General features: G+C 58.4%; 22 protein-coding genes and 2 pseudogenes. All 24 read right to left on the bottom strand.

What is annotated here, in order from left to right:
- Window positions 1-737: 737 nt before the first annotated feature.
- The 24 genes and pseudogenes from H096_RS16085 to H096_RS34255 all read right to left on the bottom strand — a co-directional run bounded on the left by H096_RS16085 (window position 738) and on the right by H096_RS34255 (window position 20,443).
- Window positions 738-4,370, bottom strand: a complete 3,633-nt coding sequence (locus H096_RS16085) for a phage tail protein (protein WP_033899902.1) — start codon at window positions 4,368-4,370, stop codon at window positions 738-740.
- Window positions 4,371-4,423: 53 nt separating this feature from the next.
- Window positions 4,424-5,011, bottom strand: a complete 588-nt coding sequence (locus tag H096_RS16080) for a tail assembly protein (RefSeq protein WP_033899900.1) — start codon at window positions 5,009-5,011, stop codon at window positions 4,424-4,426.
- Entirely contained in the window at window positions 5,008-5,790 is a 783-nt protein-coding gene (locus H096_RS16075; protein WP_033899898.1) for a C40 family peptidase, read from the bottom strand. Before H096_RS16075 ends, H096_RS16080 begins: the two co-directional genes overlap by 4 nt.
- A 2-nt stretch (window positions 5,791-5,792) precedes the next feature.
- The gene (locus tag H096_RS16070) at window positions 5,793-6,497 is read right to left on the bottom strand and encodes a phage minor tail protein L (RefSeq protein WP_033899896.1); all 705 of its coding nucleotides are present in this window, start codon (window positions 6,495-6,497) and stop codon (window positions 5,793-5,795) included.
- A gap of 64 nt (window positions 6,498-6,561) precedes the next feature.
- A complete protein-coding gene (locus H096_RS16065) occupies window positions 6,562-6,906 on the bottom strand; it encodes a phage tail protein (RefSeq protein WP_033899894.1) in 345 nt (114 codons plus the stop codon).
- Complete coding sequence (locus H096_RS16060; protein ID WP_033899892.1) at window positions 6,906-10,553, bottom strand: phage tail tape measure protein; 3,648 nt, start codon at window positions 10,551-10,553, stop codon at window positions 6,906-6,908. The genes H096_RS16065 and H096_RS16060 overlap by 1 nt, the downstream gene beginning before the upstream one ends.
- A 66-nt stretch (window positions 10,554-10,619) precedes the next feature.
- A complete protein-coding gene (locus H096_RS33280; protein WP_082461599.1) occupies window positions 10,620-11,150 on the bottom strand; it encodes a UDP-N-acetylglucosamine acyltransferase in 531 nt (176 codons plus the stop codon).
- A gap of 52 nt (window positions 11,151-11,202) precedes the next feature.
- Window positions 11,203-11,457 carry a hypothetical protein gene (locus H096_RS16055; protein ID WP_033899890.1) on the bottom strand — a complete coding sequence of 85 codons (255 nt, stop codon included), beginning with the start codon at window positions 11,455-11,457 and terminating at the stop codon, window positions 11,203-11,205.
- 29 nt (window positions 11,458-11,486) lie between these two features.
- Window positions 11,487-11,822 (bottom strand): phage tail assembly chaperone family protein, TAC, encoded by a 336-nt coding sequence (locus H096_RS16050; RefSeq protein WP_033899888.1) that lies wholly within the window; start codon window positions 11,820-11,822, stop codon window positions 11,487-11,489.
- A 9-nt stretch (window positions 11,823-11,831) separates the two neighbouring features.
- Window positions 11,832-11,996 (bottom strand): annotated as a pseudogene (locus H096_RS34545) (phage tail tube protein); the annotation flags it as partial.
- A 228-nt stretch (window positions 11,997-12,224) separates the two neighbouring features.
- Window positions 12,225-12,554 (bottom strand): annotated as a pseudogene (locus H096_RS34540) (phage tail tube protein); the annotation flags it as partial.
- Window positions 12,555-12,615: 61 nt separating this feature from the next.
- Window positions 12,616-12,984: a DUF3168 domain-containing protein gene (locus tag H096_RS16040; protein ID WP_033899884.1), complete on the bottom strand. Its 369-nt coding sequence runs from the start codon at window positions 12,982-12,984 to the stop codon at window positions 12,616-12,618.
- Window positions 12,984-13,457 (bottom strand): HK97-gp10 family putative phage morphogenesis protein, encoded by a 474-nt coding sequence (locus tag H096_RS16035; protein ID WP_033899882.1) that lies wholly within the window; start codon window positions 13,455-13,457, stop codon window positions 12,984-12,986. Before H096_RS16035 ends, H096_RS16040 begins: the two co-directional genes overlap by 1 nt.
- Complete coding sequence (locus H096_RS16030) at window positions 13,450-13,788, bottom strand: phage head closure protein (protein ID WP_033899880.1); 339 nt, start codon at window positions 13,786-13,788, stop codon at window positions 13,450-13,452. Before H096_RS16030 ends, H096_RS16035 begins: the two co-directional genes overlap by 8 nt.
- Window positions 13,788-14,075 (bottom strand): head-tail connector protein, encoded by a 288-nt coding sequence (locus H096_RS16025; protein WP_033899878.1) that lies wholly within the window; start codon window positions 14,073-14,075, stop codon window positions 13,788-13,790. The genes H096_RS16030 and H096_RS16025 overlap by 1 nt, the downstream gene beginning before the upstream one ends.
- Window positions 14,075-14,278 carry a hypothetical protein gene (locus H096_RS16020; protein ID WP_033899875.1) on the bottom strand — a complete coding sequence of 68 codons (204 nt, stop codon included), beginning with the start codon at window positions 14,276-14,278 and terminating at the stop codon, window positions 14,075-14,077. The genes H096_RS16025 and H096_RS16020 overlap by 1 nt, the downstream gene beginning before the upstream one ends.
- A gap of 52 nt (window positions 14,279-14,330) precedes the next feature.
- Complete coding sequence (locus tag H096_RS16015) at window positions 14,331-15,539, bottom strand: phage major capsid protein (RefSeq protein ID WP_033899873.1); 1,209 nt, start codon at window positions 15,537-15,539, stop codon at window positions 14,331-14,333.
- Window positions 15,536-16,177 (bottom strand): HK97 family phage prohead protease, encoded by a 642-nt coding sequence (locus tag H096_RS16010; RefSeq protein ID WP_010564188.1) that lies wholly within the window; start codon window positions 16,175-16,177, stop codon window positions 15,536-15,538. Before H096_RS16010 ends, H096_RS16015 begins: the two co-directional genes overlap by 4 nt.
- The gene (locus H096_RS16005) at window positions 16,164-17,375 is read right to left on the bottom strand and encodes a phage portal protein (RefSeq protein ID WP_033899867.1); all 1,212 of its coding nucleotides are present in this window, start codon (window positions 17,373-17,375) and stop codon (window positions 16,164-16,166) included. Before H096_RS16005 ends, H096_RS16010 begins: the two co-directional genes overlap by 14 nt.
- Before the next feature lie 7 nt (window positions 17,376-17,382).
- Window positions 17,383-19,074 carry a terminase large subunit gene (locus H096_RS16000; protein WP_051422079.1) on the bottom strand — a complete coding sequence of 564 codons (1,692 nt, stop codon included), beginning with the start codon at window positions 19,072-19,074 and terminating at the stop codon, window positions 17,383-17,385.
- 2 nt (window positions 19,075-19,076) lie between these two features.
- Window positions 19,077-19,484 (bottom strand): hypothetical protein, encoded by a 408-nt coding sequence (locus H096_RS15995; protein WP_051422077.1) that lies wholly within the window; start codon window positions 19,482-19,484, stop codon window positions 19,077-19,079.
- 153 nt (window positions 19,485-19,637) lie between these two features.
- Entirely contained in the window at window positions 19,638-19,970 is a 333-nt protein-coding gene (locus tag H096_RS15990) for an HNH endonuclease signature motif containing protein (protein ID WP_033899865.1), read from the bottom strand.
- Complete coding sequence (locus H096_RS15985) at window positions 19,970-20,206, bottom strand: hypothetical protein (RefSeq protein WP_033899863.1); 237 nt, start codon at window positions 20,204-20,206, stop codon at window positions 19,970-19,972. The genes H096_RS15990 and H096_RS15985 overlap by 1 nt, the downstream gene beginning before the upstream one ends.
- A 60-nt stretch (window positions 20,207-20,266) precedes the next feature.
- Window positions 20,267-20,443: a hypothetical protein gene (locus tag H096_RS34255; protein WP_191983008.1), complete on the bottom strand. Its 177-nt coding sequence runs from the start codon at window positions 20,441-20,443 to the stop codon at window positions 20,267-20,269.
- Between the last annotated feature and the right edge of the window lie 46 nt (window positions 20,444-20,489).

Here is a 20,489-nt window from a genome sequence, read left to right as displayed (position 1 = left end):
ATGACGTAATAGTCTTGGTGAACTGTGCACAAGGATTAGAACTATCAAACAAAAGTGTTGCCGCCCCATCCCACAGCCTCAGCCCGTAAGTTCCAACCGGCGAAGCCCTAAACGCAGCAGCGAAGTAACTTCCTGAGTAACCCTGCCCAACGAGCCCTTTGAACGAGAAGCCAGTCCATGCCCCTGGCGACCCATTTATCAGACAGAAACACATGGTGCATGATGAGCTTGGCCTAACAAAGACAAGTGGCGGCTCAGATGAAGTAATTACTGTCGGAAATGAAACGCTTGCACCAGAGCCTCCATTTGTAAAACTTCCTTTATGGAGAACTACAAGCCTTGCAAACTCAGAGTCTAGCGTAACGACATCACTGCCGTTAACAAAGTTTAGACCGAAAGACATTACCGATACCTCGTAACAACAAGCCTTTGAGCTCCAATACCAAGTGGCGCACCTTCGTTTGTTCCAGGCTGCCCAAAATACAAAGTCACCCCACCATTACCAACTATCGGTATGTATTGAATTGATGCAAAGTTTTGAGCTGTAGTGTCATAAGCACCTACCGGAAAACAAACAGCTGAATGCGTAGCCGGAGCGATCCCAGGAATGGATATGAATCTTGTTCTACTCTCTCCCGCCGCTTTTTGGACTACGGCGGAATACACAATCCTAACGGTGAACGAATTTTCATCCATTTCTAGGAAGCCCGTAGGCCCCCAAATTCTCATCCCGAAGCTCATGCCGTCAGATCTCCGAGCTGTACGCGCTTAACGTTGTTTTCGTCATAAACCTTGATCGCGCGATTGGTCATCGTCAGGCGCCCACCACCAGGTGCGGGTCCGTTGAACTCCAGGTTGCCCGCCTTATCAAGACGCCAGCCTTTTACCCCCGCAACGTAATCGTCGGATTGCAGAGCCTGGCCGATCTTCAGCATGGTGATGCTGCCGTCCTGTATGAACGCCGAGCGCATGAAAACCTGCCCGTTATCCACCGTGAACGGCGTGAATGCCTGCCCGCCTGCCAGCGTGCTGACAATCGCGAAACGGTCAGCACTCACCAAGAACTGGCTGCGAAGAACTCCCTCTTCGTCCTGCTCGATACCCAGGCCAAACCCGGCAGCGACCAGTTGGCCGTCGGCGTTGACCTGCATCTTCACGGAGTACATCGTGGAGAACTTGCCGTCGGTGTCCGCCTGGGCCTGGCTCACGGTCTGGATGTCTGCCGAATTGTCGTCAATCTTCACGCCGATCTGCTGGATCGCCTGAGCGGTCGCTTCACGGTCGCTGACTACCACGCTTTCGAGCTCGGTTACGGTGCCGGCGACATCACCCACCGAAGCGGTGAGCTCGGTCTGCCGCTGCACCATGGCCGCGTTCTGTGAGGCGCGTGTCTTTACTTCCTGCGCGAAGCTCGCCGAAGCGTTGTAGCCCTGAAGCGCATCGGCAAGATCGCCCTCGCCGGTGTCATCCCTGTAGGCCGACTGCAAAGCCTGTAGGCTCGACGCGGCCGCCGTGACCACGCCGTCCAACTCGGTGATGCTGGTGGTGTTGATCTCGACCTGACGCGCCAGGCCATTGGCAGTGACCAACACCTGGCCGACGTCCACCCAGTAGTCCGCGTTCGGCGGCGAGGTATCCACAGGCACCAATTGCGTGGCCTGGTAGATCCGCTTGCCGACGACCACCAGGTCGCCCTCGAGGTACACCGACTCAGGGTCATAGGCCGACAGCCCATCGAGCGCATCAATCTGCGCCTGCAGCCCTGGGATCTTGTCGATCTCGTCGTTGATGTCCTGACCAAGCTCCGTGCGGCCGACTTGCCCCGCGATCAGCTCAAGCACCGGCGCCGCATCGGCACTGGCCATCCCCATCACGCCGTTACCGACGGGATAGAACGGGCCAACGTTACCGGTCCGGTCGACCAGGCGCGCCCAAAAGAAGAACTGCGCGCCTGCCTGTAGGGCCTGCATGCTGTAATCCGCCTGGGGGTAGGCCAGGTCTGCCAGTTTCGATGCCACGGACACGTCATTGGCCTGTCCGTACCACAACTCGGTGCGCTGGGTATCCTCGGCGCCAGCAGGGAAACCCCAGCGAATGCCGATGCCGAACAGTTCGCTTGTGGTGGTCAGGAACGACACCGCCGGTGGCAGACCGACCTTCCCTTCCAGGTTGGTCAGCGCAGACGTAGTAGGAATAGACGAAACGTTGAGCGCACTCACCGCCCGAACCCTAGCCATGTACTGACCGGAGTAGATCCCGCGCACGTCGACCATTTGCTCAGGGGTGCGCGGTACGGTGATCCACTCCCTTGCCCCCCACTTCCATTCGACGTCATAAGCCACGGCGCCGGGCGCCGCATCCCACGCGATCGACATGACCGTCACAGCAATGCCCTGCTCAATCACGACGTTCTGGCTGAGCATGACGCGTGCGGGTGCGTCCTGGCTTCCCACTGGAATGCCTGTGATCGGCCGAATATCCACCACCGCGCCGCCGTCGATAGCGGGAAATTTGCTCGGGGCGTGCTGGATCACCTCGAGCTGGAACTGGTGCCACTCTGGACGCGTGACGTTGCGGACGTAAAACTGCATCAGTTTCAGGTCTTCATAGTCGAGAACCCAGCCGCACTCGGCTTGGGGTTGCTCGCTGTAATCGGCCATCAGCGTGACGTTGCGGCCGACAACTGACTTCACCACCCGCCCCTCGGACTTGCCGCTGGGAAGGTTGACCATCAGCCGAGCGCCGACCGGCACAACGGTGTCGCGATCAAGCGTAACGACTCGACCCGCGGCTGCCGCTATCCGGCCACCATTGTTCCGGCCAACCAGCATAGGATCGGCCACAGCAATGACCTGGCCAGGCTTCGGGATGTCACCATCCAGGCCCACGCGAAAAACGCCGCCCTGTGTCTGCAGCTTCTCGGTGAATGCCGCCCACTGCCCGGCGCGCTGCGCCTGACCGAGAGAGGTACAGCCGATCGCGCCAACGGTGGTATCGCGGACGATGCCACCCAACTCGACCATGGCCTCATCATCAAAAACCGGCTCCTTGTCGGTCTCGAAGCCCTGGTCCGGGTTATCCCACGACACCATGTAAAGGGTGTGGCGATCACGCGCGCGGGTGCCTTCGTACTTGATGGCGCCGTTATTCAGGATCTGTGTTTGGTTGTAGGTGTACACAGGGTCGCCAGGCATATCGGCGTTGACCACGATCTGACTGCCATCCCAGTAGGCCAGGCCGTGGAAGATCGAGGCCAGGTCCTGAAGAACCGCGTAGGCCTCGGCCTGCTTCTGAAAGTACAGGTTGCAGGTGAAGCGCGGCTCCTGGCCGCCCTTCCCGTCCGGCACCATCTGGTCGCAGTACTGTGCAATGCGATACAGCGACCAGCGATCAACCATCGTGGCATCAATGCGGTCGCCGAGTCCGTAATACGGGTGCAGTACCAGGTCGTAGAAGATCCACGCCGGGTTATTGGTGTAGGCCTCTTTGAAGGTTCCATCCCAAATACCGTTGCTTGTACCGGTGCCCGATGTTGCGTAGGTGCGCGTGGCTGGGTCGTAGTTGGTCGGTACGCGAATGATGCGTCCACGCATCAACACAGCGATCTTGGCGATGTCACCGCCAAAGGTCTGGGCGTCGTACTCCAAGCAGCTGACGGCCGTGAGCGGGTATTCCTGATCGCTATCGACCACCTCGGCGATTGCCTTAACGATCATCTGATCAACGACCAGGTCGGAGTTGGCATTCGGGGTAAGGCGGCGCACACGAATCGTCCACCGGTTGCCGGCTGGCAAATCCAGGCGGTGCGCACGCTCATACTCCGTGATGTTCTTGCGATCTACGGCCGATAGCAGTACCTCTACGTAAGGTCCGTTGTCGGTGGAGATGTCCACGGCGTAATCGATACGCACGCCATTGATGTTGCCGGAGGCGTCCTGGCTGCGAAGCGTTGGCCAACTCAGGCGAATGCGCACAGCATCGATCATCGAGTTGGTGATGGTGTGCAACCACGGCGTGCCGAAGACCAACTCTTTCTTAACGTCGATCTCGTTGCTTGATTCCTGTATGCCCTCCAGGCGCTCCTGATTCAGTTCGCCATTGCGGAACTGCCACTTGGCGCTGGGGTAATTGATCGTGCCGTCCGGAGCCTGGACTGCAGTACCGTTCAGCTTGACCGAACGCAAACCATCAACCGGGCCAACGATGGGACCCCAACTCCACAGGTAGGTGATTCGCGCCGTAGAGATCGACGGCACGCTGTTGGACGCAATACTGGGCTGCTTCTGTTTCGCCTCGCCACCCTTGCTGCCGATCACTGGCCTACGCTTGCGAGGTGCTGCGCCGAGCGCCTTCTTTGCTACTGCGCCCATGCGCCCTCCAGAATGCAAAAGCCCGCCGAAGCGGGTTGGTTGTATTGGTTGAATCAGTTGTTGTCTTGGGTGTAGATCCCGCCCGACTCGACAGCGCCACCAACCTCTCGCTCGCCGTACAGCAGCGGGTAAGGGTTGCCCTGGGCGATGGTCGTGACCGCACCGCCGAAGCCGTAGCTCGGGTTGTTACCGTCGTCGTTCTTGCCCTCGGCGCTGGCCTTGGTGGTCGGTGACAGCATTTGCACCACACCGCCCAGGCCAACAGCAGCGCCGGCGGCGAGCAGCCCCATACCTAGCGTCGAGGTGGTGCCGCCGGTGAACAAGCCGGCCACGATCAAAACCACGCCGAGAAGCGTCTGGAACATGCCCGCCTGCTTACTGCCCTGAATGATTGGCTGAATTCGGATATCGCCTTCGCACCGGCCCACCAGGTCAAGCTCCTGCTCGCCAAGATTCCGCTCATCAACGAACACAGCGAATACAAGGCCGCGCTCTTCGGCGGTGCGCAGGTATTTCTCGAAACCTGGCTTCATCATGCACAGCGCGGCCATGGCATCGCGAAAGCTGTGCACGTCCAGGGTGTACTGTTTGCCGAACTTCTTGCCCAGCACGCCGCCGAGCTTGATGGTCCGCATGGTCATGGGCGGTAGTCCTTGTGCCGGAGAATGAGCTTCACTCGGTTGGCCATCGACCAGCCGTAGATTTCACGGGCTGCCAGGCGCCCGGGCATGTGGTGGTAAATGAACGGGCCAGACCCTCCAAGCTTCGGCGCCGGTTCGCTGGTGAGCGCCGGCTCATCGCCCAAATAGATCACGGCATGATTCGGGAAATAGCACTCCCGGCCAGGCGTCGGGATCTGCAACACCAGCATGTCGCCGCGTCGTGCTTCGCTGACCTGGTAGAAACCAGTGGCCGCGAAGTTGTCTTCGTAGAGGCTCGGACCGTCTTTCTGCTCCCACCAAAGGTCGGAGCGCTCGAAGTTCGGCAGCTGCAACCCAGCTTCGCGGTCGTACCAGTCGCGGCACGCCGCCCAGCAGTCCAGCAGGCCATGGGAGAAGTCGCGGCCCAGCAGCGGCGCCTGGAAGCCCGAAGGCTTGAACCACTCGAAGTCACCACCAGGCCAGCCGACAATGCCCCAGGGCAGTTCGTGCAACTCGCAACTGACGCGGTCAGCCATGCTCGGCGTCGGCGCCTTGTCAGGGTGGCTGTGGATGATCGCCAGCACCTCGCCCCGATCTTCCGCCTGGGCCATGTCCTTGTGATCGATTTGGAAGTGTTCGCGCGGCGAGGTGGCCAGGTTGCCACAGGGCACGTACTCGCGCCCGGCGGCGGACTTGATCACCACCCCGCAGGCCTCTGCGGGATAAACAAGTTCGGCGTGGGCGCGGATCTCGTCCTGCAATTTTTGATTGATGCGCATCGCTACCTCGAACTTGCTATCAGGCTTGCGCCCATGGATCCGCCAAAACGGCGGGTGTTGCCCCGAAGCTTGCAGCTGCTCCACCAGCCGCCGCAGCGGTCCAGCGCGGGGTTGTCCGTGGGCTGGTTCTTCTTGTCGAACATCGCCGCACCGGTATAGGCGCAGGCCTCCTGCCGGTAACCGCCACGGCAGGCCCACCGGCAGAGCTTGGTGATCTGCTGCGCCGGCAACATCTGGCCTTCCATGTCCGTAGGGCTCGACAGCGAGAACGTGACCGAGATGCTGGGTAGCGCCTCGGTCTTCTGCTCGATAAACCAGAGGTTGGTTTTGGATTGGTCGCTGGCTTCTGGGTTGCCGTCGGGGAAGTTGGCGGCATCCAGGAAGTGGCGGAACGTCTCGATCACCTTGACTCTGGCCCCGGCCAAGTCGCGGAACTGGAAGCACAGGGCAGTGATCGCGCCGCGCACGCCGCCAAGTTCGTCGTCCACCTGCAGCGTCGGCGAAGCTGGGCGCCCATCCCCACGGATGTCGAAGTCCTTGGCCTCGATCTGGAGCGGCGAATACAGTTGCCCCTGCCAAATGATGTCGCCTTCTTGGGCGTGGCCGTGGAAGCGCCAGAGCAAACCGCCCAGGGGCGTAGCGTCCAGCTCGTAGAGCCGAATCTGGTTACCCGGCTCAAGCTTTTGAATATCGGTGTTGTAATTCATATGGCCCCAGGAACAAGAAACCCCGCACTTAGCGGGGCCCGGTGAGGTTTTCGGAGGTTTTTGGTTATGGCGTATAGGTCTGTTTGAAGGTAAACGAGAGCGTCCACAGGCCAGCGCCGAGCGGCTTGGACTTGTAGCCCTTGCAGCGATATCGGCCCGGCACCCCGCCCGGCGGCGTCCACATGAATGACCTGTAGCCTTCGTGCCGGTCGATGAAATCGCGCACCTTCAGCAACTCCTCACCGGGAGCCATAACGCCAGAGTGCGTCAGGTTCCAGTTCTCGCTTTTGGTATTGATGCCAATGCCGCCAGCCTGGGTGTAACCGTCGCCGAAATCGTTCTCCCATGTGCGCTGGTCAATCTCTCCATCGCCACCCAATTGAACGCAGTAGCTGAATGTTTCCGCCATCAGACTCGCCTCCAGAGCAAACCGCCCTGCCCCATTTCGCCTTGAAGCACTCGGCGTATTTCAGAGACCAGGCCCTGACCCATCGCCTCGCCCTGTTTGCGAGCATCGTCACCACTCATACCTGGCTGGGCCTGGACGCTGACAGGCGCATTGATGTGAATTCCACCTCTCCCGCCGGCACCACCATCACCAACACTTTCGGTTGCCGCAGTCTGCCGGGCCAGGAAGTTAGTCAGGTCCTTGTTCTGGGCCGGTGCTACCACTCGCTCGCCTCCGTCGAGAAGCCAAGTGCCTTCTTTCGGGATATTACCCATACCGTCGTGCGCCATGCCCGCAAGAGCAGCACTTGCAACACCGGCTACCATGGGCGCCGTGGCTGCAGCAGCAGTTGCCGCCGCCAAAGGCGCAGCCGCAGGGCCAACAATTGGGATGGCTGCGGTCGAAGCATAGGCCGCCAAACTGGCCTGGAAGGCAGTCGCCTGAGCATTGGCCACCATCGCCGGAACTGCGCTGGCCTGAGCGGTTTTACCAACCAGCAATTGCACTGCCTGGTAGACCAGCCACTGCGCAGCCATGTCAGACAGCGCCTGCAATGTCGATTTGGCGAAATTCCCTACCAGGTCCCCTAGCGCATCACCGGCGTCCTCTGCGCCGCTCGCAACATCTGAGAGGAAGGTGCTTAGACTGCTTTTCGCCCCGCCGAGTATTGAGGATGTCGCCTCTGCCGCCATCGCGGAGTAGTCCGTTGCCGCATCGACATAGTTCTGCCATGCACTACTGACACCATCCATCCAGTTCGCTTGGGATTCGTCGAGCTGGTTGTAATAGTCCTGCTGGATAACGATTCTCTCGGCCAGGGCCTCCTCCAAGAGAGCGGTTTCCTTGTCGTAGTTCTCCTGTGCATCAGGATCGCCAGCCAGCGTTGCGTCCTTGTACTCCTTGTACATTTCCCGGCGCTGTTTGTTGAAGTCCTGGTCAATCGACAGAAACTCTTTCAGACGTGCCTTGTACTTGTCGCCCTCCCCAGCACCAGCCAGCTCCTGGTCGAAACCGTCCCTTGCTGTCTGGTTGCTTTCCTTAAGGTTGTAGCCAAGCGCAGCGAGTTTCGCGGCGTCCTGGTTGGCCTTTACGAGGGCCTTTTTCGCGTCGAGATCAGCGGCAAGCCCTTCAAGCTCTTTCTTGCGCGCCTCGCTGAGCTTGGCGTAGTTGCCGCTGGCTATTTCAAATGCCAGCTTCTCAACCTCGGTCGCCTTCTGCTTTTTCCCTGATGTTTCGTCAATCAGCGCGATCTGGCGCTTGTAATTCTCCTCAGCATCTTCGAAGGTTTTGAGGTTCGCCTTCAGTGCAGAGGTGTGGTTCTGGGTTTCTTTGGTGGCGGCCTTGTTCGCTGCTGTTTGGGCGTCAGATGCATACGCGGCAGACATGATTGCCGTCTTGTCCGCCTCCGACAGACCGGTGTGCTCAGCTATGTAGCGGCTTGCCTCTTTAACAGCATTATTGTTGTCCTGAAGCTTGCCGAGTTGCGTTTGCAAGGTTTTCAGATACTTCTCACCTTCGGCGGTCATTCCTTTGGTCGCCTGAGTAGCACCATTCGTGACCGCCACCCCTTTGTTCATCTCGCCGTTCAGGGCGTTCAGGCGATCACGAGCCTCGCTTTGCGCATTTTTAACTACCGATAGTGCGCCGGCCTGCTTGACCAGAGAATCAACGACTTTCGGGTCAACCAGGCTGTTAGATCTCAGCTCCTCGAGAATCGGCGAAAGATCCTTGCCTGCGGCGGACGCCTCACCAATCCTCTTTGAGTATTCGAGAAAAATCGCAGTACCGCTTGCGCTTGATCGAGGTCCTACAAGACCTGTTTTGAGGATCTTCTGGAACTTGTCGTATTCCTCGCTGGTTGCCTTAATTGCATCGGCCTCGGCCTCTCCCCAGCGGATCAGGGCTGCCGCTTTTTGGTCACGGGTAAGTTGCTGAAACTTCGCAATTACTTCGTCCAGTGGCCCCTTCAAACCCTCCAGACCTTGAGCTGCTTTATCAGCATTGCTGCGGAAGTCGGCGAACGAAAGTGCAACGGCTCCAGCCACGAAAAGTAGCCCAACCGGTCCGCCCATCAAAGCCAGTAAACCACGGCCTGCTGCGGCCATCACACCAAATGCACGACCGGCGATACTGGCGGCAGCGGCAGCTCTGTCGGATGCAACCGCAGCAGCATTAACGACCGCAGTGGTTTCTCCGTACGCTAATGCAGCAGCTGTTCTTTTCGCATATGCCGCCTGTATCTCCAGCGAGGTCGCAACGGTAGTCGAGGCAAGAGAACGCTCGGCCTGCTCAACTTTCTTTGTGACTGCAACTTCAGCGAGTCGAAGTTCCGCAATGCGCGAGATCGACGCCGCCCGGCCGGTATCATTTATTTGTGCCGCCAGCCGCTGCTGCTCCAGCAAGCGCTCTGCGGCCAGGGAAGCCTGGACCGTCGTGATGTTTGCGAGTTCAGATGCCTGTCTGACACGGTCTGAAGCTACCTTTCCTTGCGCGGAGGTGATTTCAAGATTGGCACGTTGAAGCAAAGCCTTCGCATCAATTTGCTTGGCTTGGGCAGCGTACAAGTCTCCCTTTGCTGTAGCGGCAGTGGCGGTCAACAGCGTTTGATTTGAGGCCGCTGCGTAGAGTGCTTGAGCCCCTTGCTGAGCGAAACCGCCGGTGATTCTGCCCAGCGCCACATACAGCCCGGTCGTCATAACTTGCGCGAGCGCTTCTGAGTTGTTGCGCAATGACGCAAGCGAGCCAGGCAGGCTTCCGTCAATAGCCTTTGACAGCCCAACGAATTCGGCAGCCACCTTCGCACTTGCACCGGTTGCCTGATCCAACTCACCGATAAACCGCGTCATTGAGTTGCTGATGGCGGTAAAGCTGTTGCCGATTGTCGTGGCGGTCTTGGCGAACAGAGCATCAACCGCGCCAGCTTGGCTTTGTAGCGCCTTGACCACTGCCTGCGCAGTAAGCTCTCCGGCAGCCCCCATTGTCCGCAACTCGCCGACTGTTTTGCCCATGCCCGCCGCAATTGCCTGGGCCAGCGCCGGAGCCTGCTCCATGACTGAGTTAAGTTCTTCGCCGCGCAGCACGCCGGAAGCAAAAGCCTGACCAAGCTGGATCAGCGCTGCGTTTGCACTCTCCGCTGAAGCCCCCGAGATTGCGAGGGTCTTGCTGATGGTCCCAACGACCCCGGCAACGCCCTCTCCGGAAAGCTTGAGAGCAGCCTGGTTTGTGGCGATTCGCTGATAAAGCTCAGCAGTTGCTGACAACGGCTGTCGAGAGTTTTGAGCGATATCAAAGACCGCTTTTTGAGCTGTAACCAGTTCGTAAGAGCCGGTTGTTACGAGCTTAAGACGGTTGGTTAGGGAGCTGTAAGCTTCAGTGGCCTGATATACGCTGTTCAGGCTGAATGCCGCAGCCAAAGGGCCAGCAATCTTTGATGCAATGCTCGATAACGAGAGAAATTGGCCCTGTAGTGCGTTTATTCGCGCAGATGCAGCATCAGCAGCGGCGCCAGTGCTCGCGACAGACCGAGAAGCCCGATCCATTCCCTGCTGGAAACCGCCGATGCGAGCGATCAGGTCCAGCGTCAGCGTTCCGAGCGACCGAGATGCCATTTACTTTTCTCCAGACGTTAAAAAGCCCGCTCATTGGCGGGCCCTTTGAAGCTTTAGCTGATGGAGCTAAGTTCTAAGTTTTGCGGTACTCAAAGCATCCAGGAAAGCGCGAATGTTTTTCTGAACGGCTCTGTTTATGGATTCTTTGATGCGTGTAGAGCCTAAGAATGCATAGGAAGCAGGAACTGACCCAACAGTAGAAATATCTCGTTCGTATAGAACCTTGCCAGACTTTCTACTCACAACCTGATAGGTCGCTCGAGCCTCTGTAGTCATCTCAAAGCCACCACCGGCAATGTCGAGTTCTGTGACTTTTACAAAGATATTTACCTTTTGAGGAGAGTCATCATCGAAGACTGAAATACGATTGACCCCTTCGCTCAATGCGCTCTCCCAGTAACCAGGTACCTCCTCACCGCTTGATGGAATTTCACCGCGGGCTTCATTTGGTCCAGCAAAAGAGACGGAAATAGATCTTAAGTCTGCGTCAATTTTGCTATTTGAAACTCCCAGACCCTGCACAGAGAAATTTAACGGAGGTGCCGATGCGCAGCCGGCCGTCAATAAAGCAAACATCACCAAAACTACAACTCTCATCCTGATCCCTCATGGTGTTTTGACAGCAATCTACCACCATCCATGGCGATGATCACACCCACTCTTCCATGGCCTGCTCAAGCTGCATCTCTTTCGTTGCGGCATGTGGCATGAAGTCCACGAACTCCGCCTTGCCTCCGGCCCCGCGATTCACCTGAAGGGCGATAATCGCGGCCGATACTTCCATCCGCCGGCCGAGATTGAGCGTTCCATGCTTATCGCGATACTCGGACCAGGCCAAAACCTCCGCGTAGGAGATATTGGCCTTGGCTTCCGCGATGGTGCACCCGCCGACTCCGTTCAGCACCAGTTCGTGCCAAAACTCATCGGCGGGAGTCAGTTTTTTACGGGATTATTGACCTCGTTCACTGCTTGCAGCAGGACAACGCCCAGGCCGGAGTCGAGATTTACAGCATCTTCGAAGGGCAACTCCTCTTCACCGGTGTCGCCAAGCATGATGCTGGCCGAAAGGTACCGGGCGTTTTTGAAGCGCTCGGCCTCTCCACCAGCAAACATTGCTTCCATGACCCCAAAAGCATGCCGGCGAATGTGCACCTTGAATTTGTCGGTCACTTCCTTACCTTTGGCGTCGAAGTGCTTCCACTCGACATCGCGCTGCACCAGGGCGTCAGCAATGACGCCCCCTTTCTTTTTCAGTTGAGCCAGGTTCATGCGAGCCCCTTAAGCGGTTTTGCGAACCCAGGCGGAACCGCCCGAGCGCTGAATGGTGGCGGCGGTGCTGACCACGGCATTGGCGGCGAAGTCGAACGGGAAGTCACTCACGTAGCCTTCGAAAACAAACCAGGTGCGGGTTTCCGGAAGCTCGAAGCTGTCACCAGCCGAAATGGCGGCGGTGGCTGTTGCCCCGGTACCGGCGCCCGTGAAAGCAACCGTGGGAGCGCTGGTGTAACCGGTGCCAGCGTTGGTGATCGTGACGCCGGTCACTGCGCCGCCGGATACCGTGGCGGTACCAGCCGCGCCGGTGCCGCCGCCGCCAGTGAACGCTACCGTAGGGGCAGTCGTGTATCCGGTACCACCGGCACCGATCGTGACTGCGCCCAGCGCACCGCCAGCCGCGACCGTTGGGGCCGCCTTGCCATCAGACCAGCCAACCGCCCACTGGATAGTGGTGTCGCCTTCGGTTTCAGACAGCTGGTGCAGGCGAATATGGCTCGCGTTGTTCGGGTCAGCGTTGACGGTCAACGAAGCCTGCCCCGGGGTGCGCAAGCCCTTCTTGTAGCTGCGCGAGGTGTCTTCCAGGCACGTGTCCTCAATCTGATCCGCCGGCGAACCGCCCGGGCTGAATGCAGTGGCGCACTCGATGGCGAGCACGGTTTTAGGGCCGGTGCCGTTCAGTGGCGGGACGAGTGCGTAAATCTGGGTTCCTTGGGAAAGGATCGACATGGCGTTCTCCAAATGTCGGGCATAAAAAAACCCGCACTCGGCGGGTTGATGGGGTGATGCTCTATCGAAGGGTGATCCAGTCGATATCAAAGCTGCGGTGGTAGTCCTTCGTCGTCGGATCTCGGCCTGAAGCCCCCCAGCGTGTGATGTTGGCCTTCAGTTCCAGCGCATCCCGCAAGGCACTGGTGACTTGCGTTACCTGGCCGGCGTTCGCGGCGTACACGTCCACCTGCAACGTGAAGCCGTCAGCATCGGGCCGCCCAGCGAGGTAGTTTTCTGGATTACCGTCAATCAGGTTCCACACCACGTAAGGCTTCACGACGCCTTCGGGCGCCTCGCCGAATGAATAAATTCGGCAGTCAACACCAGAACCGATGAGCGCGGTAACCATCGGATCGGTTGAGCAAACCAGAAAAATAGGCGGACCCATCAATTCCCCCTGAGCGCGGCATCAATCTCGCGGCCAAGGCTCGCGACAAACCGTTCCGTGACCGCATTGACGTTCTGCGAGAATGCCGGGCGCATGAAAGGCGCTGGCGGCGTGAACTGGGTACCGAACTCGATATAGCGCCAGTGCCGCGTGTCGCCCCCGGGGTTTCCGCTTGCGTCCTTGCTGTGCTGGTTAGAACCGGCACCGCCTCGAATGCCGACGCGCATCACCACGCCTCCCTCACGTCTGGATTGCTTGGTCGCTTCCTGAGTGATCACGTTGCGCCAGATTTTTTCCTTGGTATCAGGATCATCTAGGGCTTTGGCGCGGGCTTTCGCGTCGTCGCGGATGATGTTCATCGCTTCACGCGCAGCCCGACGAAGGCCTTTTTTCTGAAGCCGCGGCGCCAGGCTCCGCATCTTGTCGATCGTCGACGCGACGCCTTGGAGCTGGGCAGAAATCGAGCTAGCCATCCTTTACCCCCTTCGAAACCAGCAATGTCAGGTATTCAAGGCCGGACTTCTTGTCGGCAAGCGGCGGACCTTCAATGCTGTAGGTCTCGCCTCGATGGATCACACGCATTGTCGGCAGCACGCCGACCTGGTAGCGAATCACCATCCGCCCAGTTACCTGGGACTGGCCTGCCTTGGCGGCGATCATGTCACGGGCCGATAAATCCTCAACCGCCGCCCAAACCTTGGCAAATTCCACCCAGGCCGGGGTAAGGAAGTCGCCAGTAATAGGGTCTCGCGGCGTGATTTTGTGTTGAATTTCGACTGGGTGGCGAAGTTTTCCGGCTTCCATCAGAAACGCTTCCTATACCAGAGCAAACGCTCCACCGCTGTCGGAGTCACGCCGGCGGCGGCGTCTTCGCGATTTTCGTACCAATGCCCCACCAACAGCAGAATGGCCTGCTCAACGTCGGCGGTGATTCCCATCTGATAAGGCTCGACCGGGGAACCCTCGACCAGCTCACGATCACAGTGCATGGCAATATGGGACTTGGCGCCCTCAATGTATCCGGTGATGAGGGCATCTTCCTGACCACCGTCCACTCGCAGGTGGAGCTTCACGCGCGCCAGGTCGATCATTACTTGGTCTCGTCGGGCTTAGATTGCTTATTGGCCTTGGGTGTGGAGCCTTCCTTGTCGAGTGCAGCCAAACCCTTTCCGATCAAGCGATGAGCGTATTCCTCATCTTCCAGGTCGAGAACCTCGCCGGCGGATACTCGGCCGTTGTTCACCTTGACCTTGTCAGGGTCGCCTTCGAAGCCCCACAGAACTTTGACTTTCATAACCTTCTCCACAAAAAAGGGGCCGTCAGGCCCCGGGATAAATTCGACACAATCAAGCCTGAGGCTTGAAGCGGCCCTTCACGAACGCGTAAGGACGGCGCACCGCCAGCCCCAAACGTTCCTCGACCAAGATGGCGCGTTTGTTCTTGATGAAGTCGTCGTTGATCATGCCGACCTTGATGGTGAACGCCATGCGGTCATAGATCCGTGCGCCCTGCGCGAAAGAGCCCGTCAGGAATTCGCCGCCGGTGGTGGTGCCATCGCCTTCGTCCATGCTGTCGGAGGCCACAACCGGGCGCCCCCACAGGATCGGAGTAACCAGGCCCTGCAGATTGGCGAACAGATAGCGGTTCTGGGCGTCCTTTTCCAACTCGATGTTCATCCAGTCCAGATCAGTCATCACCACGGCATCGGCCGAACGCTTCGATTGCTTGCCAACCTGGTACAGCGCGCGGCGGACGGTGTCGATAGCGGTATCATTCGCCTTGCTCAGGGCAGCGTTGAAAGCTGTCGCCTGAGTCATGATGCCGTTCATGTTCTTGCCGATGCCATCGCCCTTGAGGATTTGGCCTTCCTTCTTCAGCTTCAGGTCGTAACGCAGCAGCTCCTGAATGTAGCTGTAGAGCTGCGGCACGTCGTCCAGTGCCTCGTCGGTTACCGGCATCCAAACCGCGATCTTCTTGATGGTGTCGGTGGCTTCTTCGAAGGTCACGTCGCTGGAAGGCTTCGCTTCACCCTCACCGACCATGCCTGCACCCAGGGTGTGGAGCAGTTCCTTGAAGTAAGTGAAGGTGGTGCCGGTAACCGGCGTCGACGGAATCAGATCCTGGATCACCAGGTTCTGCCGTGGCTTGTCCTGAATTACTGGGTCGTACTGAGGTGCCACCAGGCCGGCGCTGGTCACCTTGACTTCGGACATGGTCGCCATGGCCGACTTGGTGACTTCGATTTCGGCGCGGTCCTGCTTCTTGTCGAGCAGCGCCTTGTAGTCGTCGTTGCCTTTGACAAAGTCGATGAAGCCCTTCTGCTCGCCGCCCAGGGAGCGCAGACGAACACCCTTTTCTTCGAGCTTCTGCACCTGCTCGATGACGCGCTCGATCTCACCCTTTTGGTTTTCGATCTGAGACTTAATGTCCTTGGTTGCAGCGTTGCCCTTTTCGAGCTCCGCCGACACATGGTCATATTTTTGTTGCAACCCGCCGAAGCCCTCGGAGAGTTGTTTTTCCAGGGCTTCGCGAATTTCTTTAACATCAGCGGTCATGGCTGAACTCCAAATTGGTTTTTGAACAGGTTGGATATTTCTTTCAGCTCATCCACGATCGCCGTGGCCGCCGTCCCACCATCACGGTGTACGGCGGAATAGCCGAGCGAGGCGACTGCTGCCGCCTCCTTTTGCGAGAGCCCCATGCGTTCGCGCAGGGCTGCTTCAAAAAGTCTGATATCCGACTTCACGTCGGTAACCTTTGCCTCCGGGTTCATCCCGAAAGGCACGATTGAGGCTTCCCACAGTTCAGCAGCACTGATCAGCCGCACAGTGCGACCATCACGCTCTTCGAACGTGGCTTTGATGGTGTTGAAGCCGATGGACATGCTGTCCAGCGTCTCTTCCTTCATGAGCTCGTATGCATCACGGGCATAGCTCACAGCCAGGTTGATCTTGCCTTTAAGGTAAAGGCCATGGTCGTCTTGAGTGAATGCCGCAGAACCCACAAGCCGGGTCAGATCATGGAACAGCGCCAGCTTCAGGCGTCCCCCGCGAGTGGTCTTTACCTTCGTGAAGGCACCCGGCAGGATCACGTCGTCGCCCAGATCGATGTTGTTGAACACCGCGGCGTAGCCTTCAAAGTTGCCCGCGTCGTCCATCCCTTTCAGTTCAAACGGGACTTCAATCTTTGACATTTGTTTGCATCTCCCACCGGGTGACCCGGTCGTATTCTTCGCCAGCCAGGCGGGGCTCGTTTTCTTTCTCTCGGACGGCGTTGATACTTAACCAGCCAGAGCCACCAGAGCCGCCAAGCGCAGCCTTGTAATAGGCCGCCCGGCCCGCGCTATCTGCGCGCAGCAAACCCTCCACAATGAACTCCACAAACTGGGGTTTATCGCGGAAGAGCTTGTCGTTGATTTCGTCCTCGATCGCGTCGAGGTAAGGCTTGAGGCCAAAGGTCACGTAACCGCTGGTTTGTTGTTCCAGGTTCGATCCCATGATTGAGGTCTTGCCGGCGCGGTTGGCCAGGTACAGAGGGACGCCGTAGCAACCGGCAATCGCTTCCTCCTGAAATTGCTGGGACTCAATGAACTGGCTGTCCTTCTGGCTCAGCCCGGCAGGCACGATCTTCGGGCCGCCCTGCAAAACCCCCATCGAGCCGATGTCATTGACGTCGCCTTTCCGGACGTCAGGGAATTTAGCCATGATCTGTTCCTGCTGTGCCTTGGTCAGGAACTGTTCATAGATGACGTAACCGCCCGTGAAGCCGCCTTTGCGCATGAACATCGCAGACCAGTTCTGCGCGGTCTTGGCAAGCCCCATCGACTCAGCTTGATACTCAACAGGTGAAAGTCCGTTGATACCGTCCATGCTGAACAATTTGAAGTGCAACATGTTCTCCGGCGATACCGGGAACCGCTTACCACTAATCGTGACCCAATAGATCAGGTCATCGGAGGTGTCTACTTCAACGTTATCGGCGCTCACAGGAATGAAGCCGATCCAGTCACCGTTATCGGTACGTTCAATGATGCTGTAAGCATTCCCCCGCAGCGCCATGTTAACCACGGCACACTTGAGGAAGTTGAGTTTGGTCATGTACGGGTTGGGCTTTCTCAGTACCCGGGCCTGCCGCGACTTGGTATCAGCCAGCACGCGACCTGATGGCGTGTCCTCAAAGATCTTGAGCGGCAGACCCGCAGCAGACTCGCTCAGGATCTTCACGCAAGCCCAGACGATCGGGATCGTAATTGCTGACTTTGCTGTGACCTTCACGCCCGACTTAGTGCGTTTCCCGCCGGCGACCATGTCGACTTCAACGTAGTCGCCAGTCGCCGGGTCGTTGTAGCCGAACATGCGCCATGACAGCGGGTTGTACCAACGAGATGCCATATTCAGCCTATGAGTTCGAGCCGATGAGTCCGAAGAACCCATCAGCCAGGTAATTGTCGAGCCCACTTTGGGCTTGAGGATTGAGCGACAGCAGCGAGATGGCGTTGAAGGCCGCCATCAATGGGTCGATCTTCGCCAAACCCGACGCCTGCTTGGTGATCAAGATGGCGTTACCGGCTGGTACCACCCGGGCATTGCCGCAGCACCAGGCCATCATTGGTTGTCCGCCATGGACCAAACCGCCCTCAGCCAGCTTTCGCTCAGTGGTCTTGATTGCGCCGTTCAGCTTCCAGCCTTGGCTGATGCCGATGATCTTCTCTTCCGGAATGCCGGCCTCGGCCAAAGCGTCAAGAATGGCGCCGATGCCTGACGGATCGAGACCGACCTTGTCGAGCAAGCCCGCCGCCTCCACCCTGGCCACCAGTTCGGCAACGTCTTGCACGTCCTCACCGATGGTTTCAACCAGGGTCAAATCACCGTCGCTGGCAAAATCCCGAAAGCGCGGGGCCTCGCTTTTACGGCGCTCCAACACTGATGGGTGAGCCCAGGCATGTGTCCATACCAGCCATTGCCTGGTGAGCTTGTCGCGGCCAGCAGCGGCAAAGCCGAGCAAGTCATCCAGGCCCCCGCCATCGATGCCAACGTCGACAACCTCAGAGCGATCAATCAGTTGCTCGAAGGTCAGGCCTTCCGGTGCCGCCTGAGCCTCCCAGAACTCAGCGCCGGCCCATCGATCCGAGCGTAGGTTCAGCCCTATCTCGATGTTGAGATGCTTAGCCAGAAACTGTTGAAGGGTGCCATCGGAGGCGCCCTGTTTCTTTTTGAGCTCGTCACCCAACCACTCAGCACTAACCGAACGGCCTATGTTGGGGTTGGTGATGTAGAAGTTTTCTGGCCTCAGGTACGCCTTGTCCTCAATCATCTGCAAGGGGAATTCGTACAAGATACCCAGTGTTTTGCGATCCAGGATTTTGCCGTCCCGCACATTCCGCCAGTAGCTCAGCTTTTCCTTAAACACACCAGCGGGAGGGTCATCGCTTTGGGTGGTCAGAAAGATGACCCACCCTTCTTCGCGGGAGATCTGACCGCCGAGCGCTTCCATAAACATGGATTCAGCATTGGAGCGCTTGCCGAAGACCCAAAGCTCATCGACCAAAACCTTGCCCGACTTCTTGCCTGACACGGTATCGGTATCAGCTGCAACGACCTTCAACGAGTTTCGCGTGGTGCGGTCCGTGATGGTCCTGATGTGATCTTGGATATGGAACATTGCTGACAGCTCTGCGTCAGCCCTGACCATGGCCGCCGCCGGCTTGAATGCGTTGTCAGCGACCTCGCGGGTTGGAGCCAGGATCAGATGCTCTTCTTCCTCCCGCCAGCACAGGATCAGTGCGGTGAGCATGATGCCTGCGGCGATGGTGCTCTTCGTGTTCTTCTTACTGATCAGTAGGCCGAACTCTCGTATCAGCTGCTTGCCAGTCTCAGCATCGTAGGCCCCGAAGATGCAGCGAACGAAGTTGAACACCCACTCATCACAGCAATCCGCCATCCGTGGCTTACCTGGCAGATCTGGGACGCGTAGCTCCTTGAATATCTGCAGGGCGCGCTCGGCCTCCTCTACGAAGATCGGCGGCGGGATAATCGAGTCGCGGGCGACCAACCGCCGATCCCAGTCGGGGCACGCTGTCGACCACTCCATAGTTAAACCTTCTTACCGTTCGTTGCGACTAATTTGGGTGGTGCCTGCCGGGAGAATTTCCCAGCGGCATGCTCGGCTGCTTTCTGCTGCTCGTCCTTCTTTCCACCGTCTGCCTTTTTGACATGGGTGTATTGAACAGCGGCAATTGCTGCCCGAACCTGTATTGGGCTGGCATCCAGCTCGCCGAGGGCGATCTTGGTCAACAAGGACAGCATGTCCATCTCTGGAGCTTGGACCGGCACCGCCCTTTCGCGCTTCAGCGCACCACCATGTGGCTGCGCCTCGAACTCCACGGACACCGCCGAGGAGTTTGCTGATTCCGGATCAACCTTCTTTTTCCGGCCAGCACCCGGCCGAGCGCCGCCAGAGTTGGGGCGAGCGCCCCCGCTCTTGCCTTTGACGCCTGCCATTTGCTGAATTCCTTTTTCAAAAAGGGGAAAAAATCTGCGCGTGAGAGGGGGAGTGGTCTGGAGAAAAGTCGGTCTCCATAATTTGACCGCCCCCTGGTCTCGACGCGGGGAATTGGCGTGCCGCATCGGGGATGTGACGTGCCACACATGGGTTCAGGCTCCCTGCGCCTCCTCGCGCTGCTTCTTCGAGGAGTGACAGGTGCCGCATAGGCTCATCCAGTTGGTCCGGTCCCAGAACAGCGTCATGTCACCGCGGTGAGGGATGACGTGGTCGACGGTGTTCGCCGCCGTCACCCTGTCCTCGCGCTGGCAGTAGACACAGAGCGGGTTCTCGTTGAGGTGTACCAGTCTGGCCTTCTGCCATTCGTAGTTGTACCCGCGCTGGCTAGAGGTGGTCTTGCCAGTCCTCCACGAACCAGGTGCCGCGGTTGCCAGTCTGTTGCCTTGGGTGGCGACCCTATTACCCAGGGTCTGGAGGCGAGCCATCAGGTCACCTTGCTCCCATCCATGTAGGTCAGAGGCAATGCGTCAGGGTCTTGCTCGGCTTCATCATCAGCCAGGGCCTGAATCAACAGGGCCAGCAGATCGTTGGTCTTCGCTTGCTCTACCAACTGCTGTTTGAAGATCGTCAGGAACTCCTGCTCCCTCCCCTTGATTATTGCCATCTGATCCGGTGTCAGCCGGCACAGGTTGAACCCCAAGGATTCCTTTTGCTCGCTCATATGCCAGCTTCCTCATCTTGTTGAGCCACTCGCGCCGGGCGGCGCATCCACTGCAAGCCATCATGGCTCCAGGGAAAGCTTGATGCTGGCCAGGACCACGCCAAGCGCTGCTGACTGAGAGGTCTTGGCCAGCTCTACCACCAGGGCCTCTACACGGGCGACTTCTGCCTGCTCATCCGCCGGCATATCACTGACCATGCCCTTGATCTGGTAATACTCAGCACTGACTGTGCTCATGGGTTGTTCCTCGTTGCGCGCCACGATTTGGCACATTCGAAAACGT

It is taken from the genome of Pseudomonas sp. FH1, from assembly GCF_000510895.2.
GTDB classification, from domain to species: Bacteria; Pseudomonadota; Gammaproteobacteria; order Pseudomonadales; family Pseudomonadaceae; genus Aquipseudomonas; species Aquipseudomonas azotoformans_A.
The sequence above is the reverse complement of the archived record's forward strand: the minus strand, read 5'-3'. Positions and strand labels throughout refer to the sequence as shown.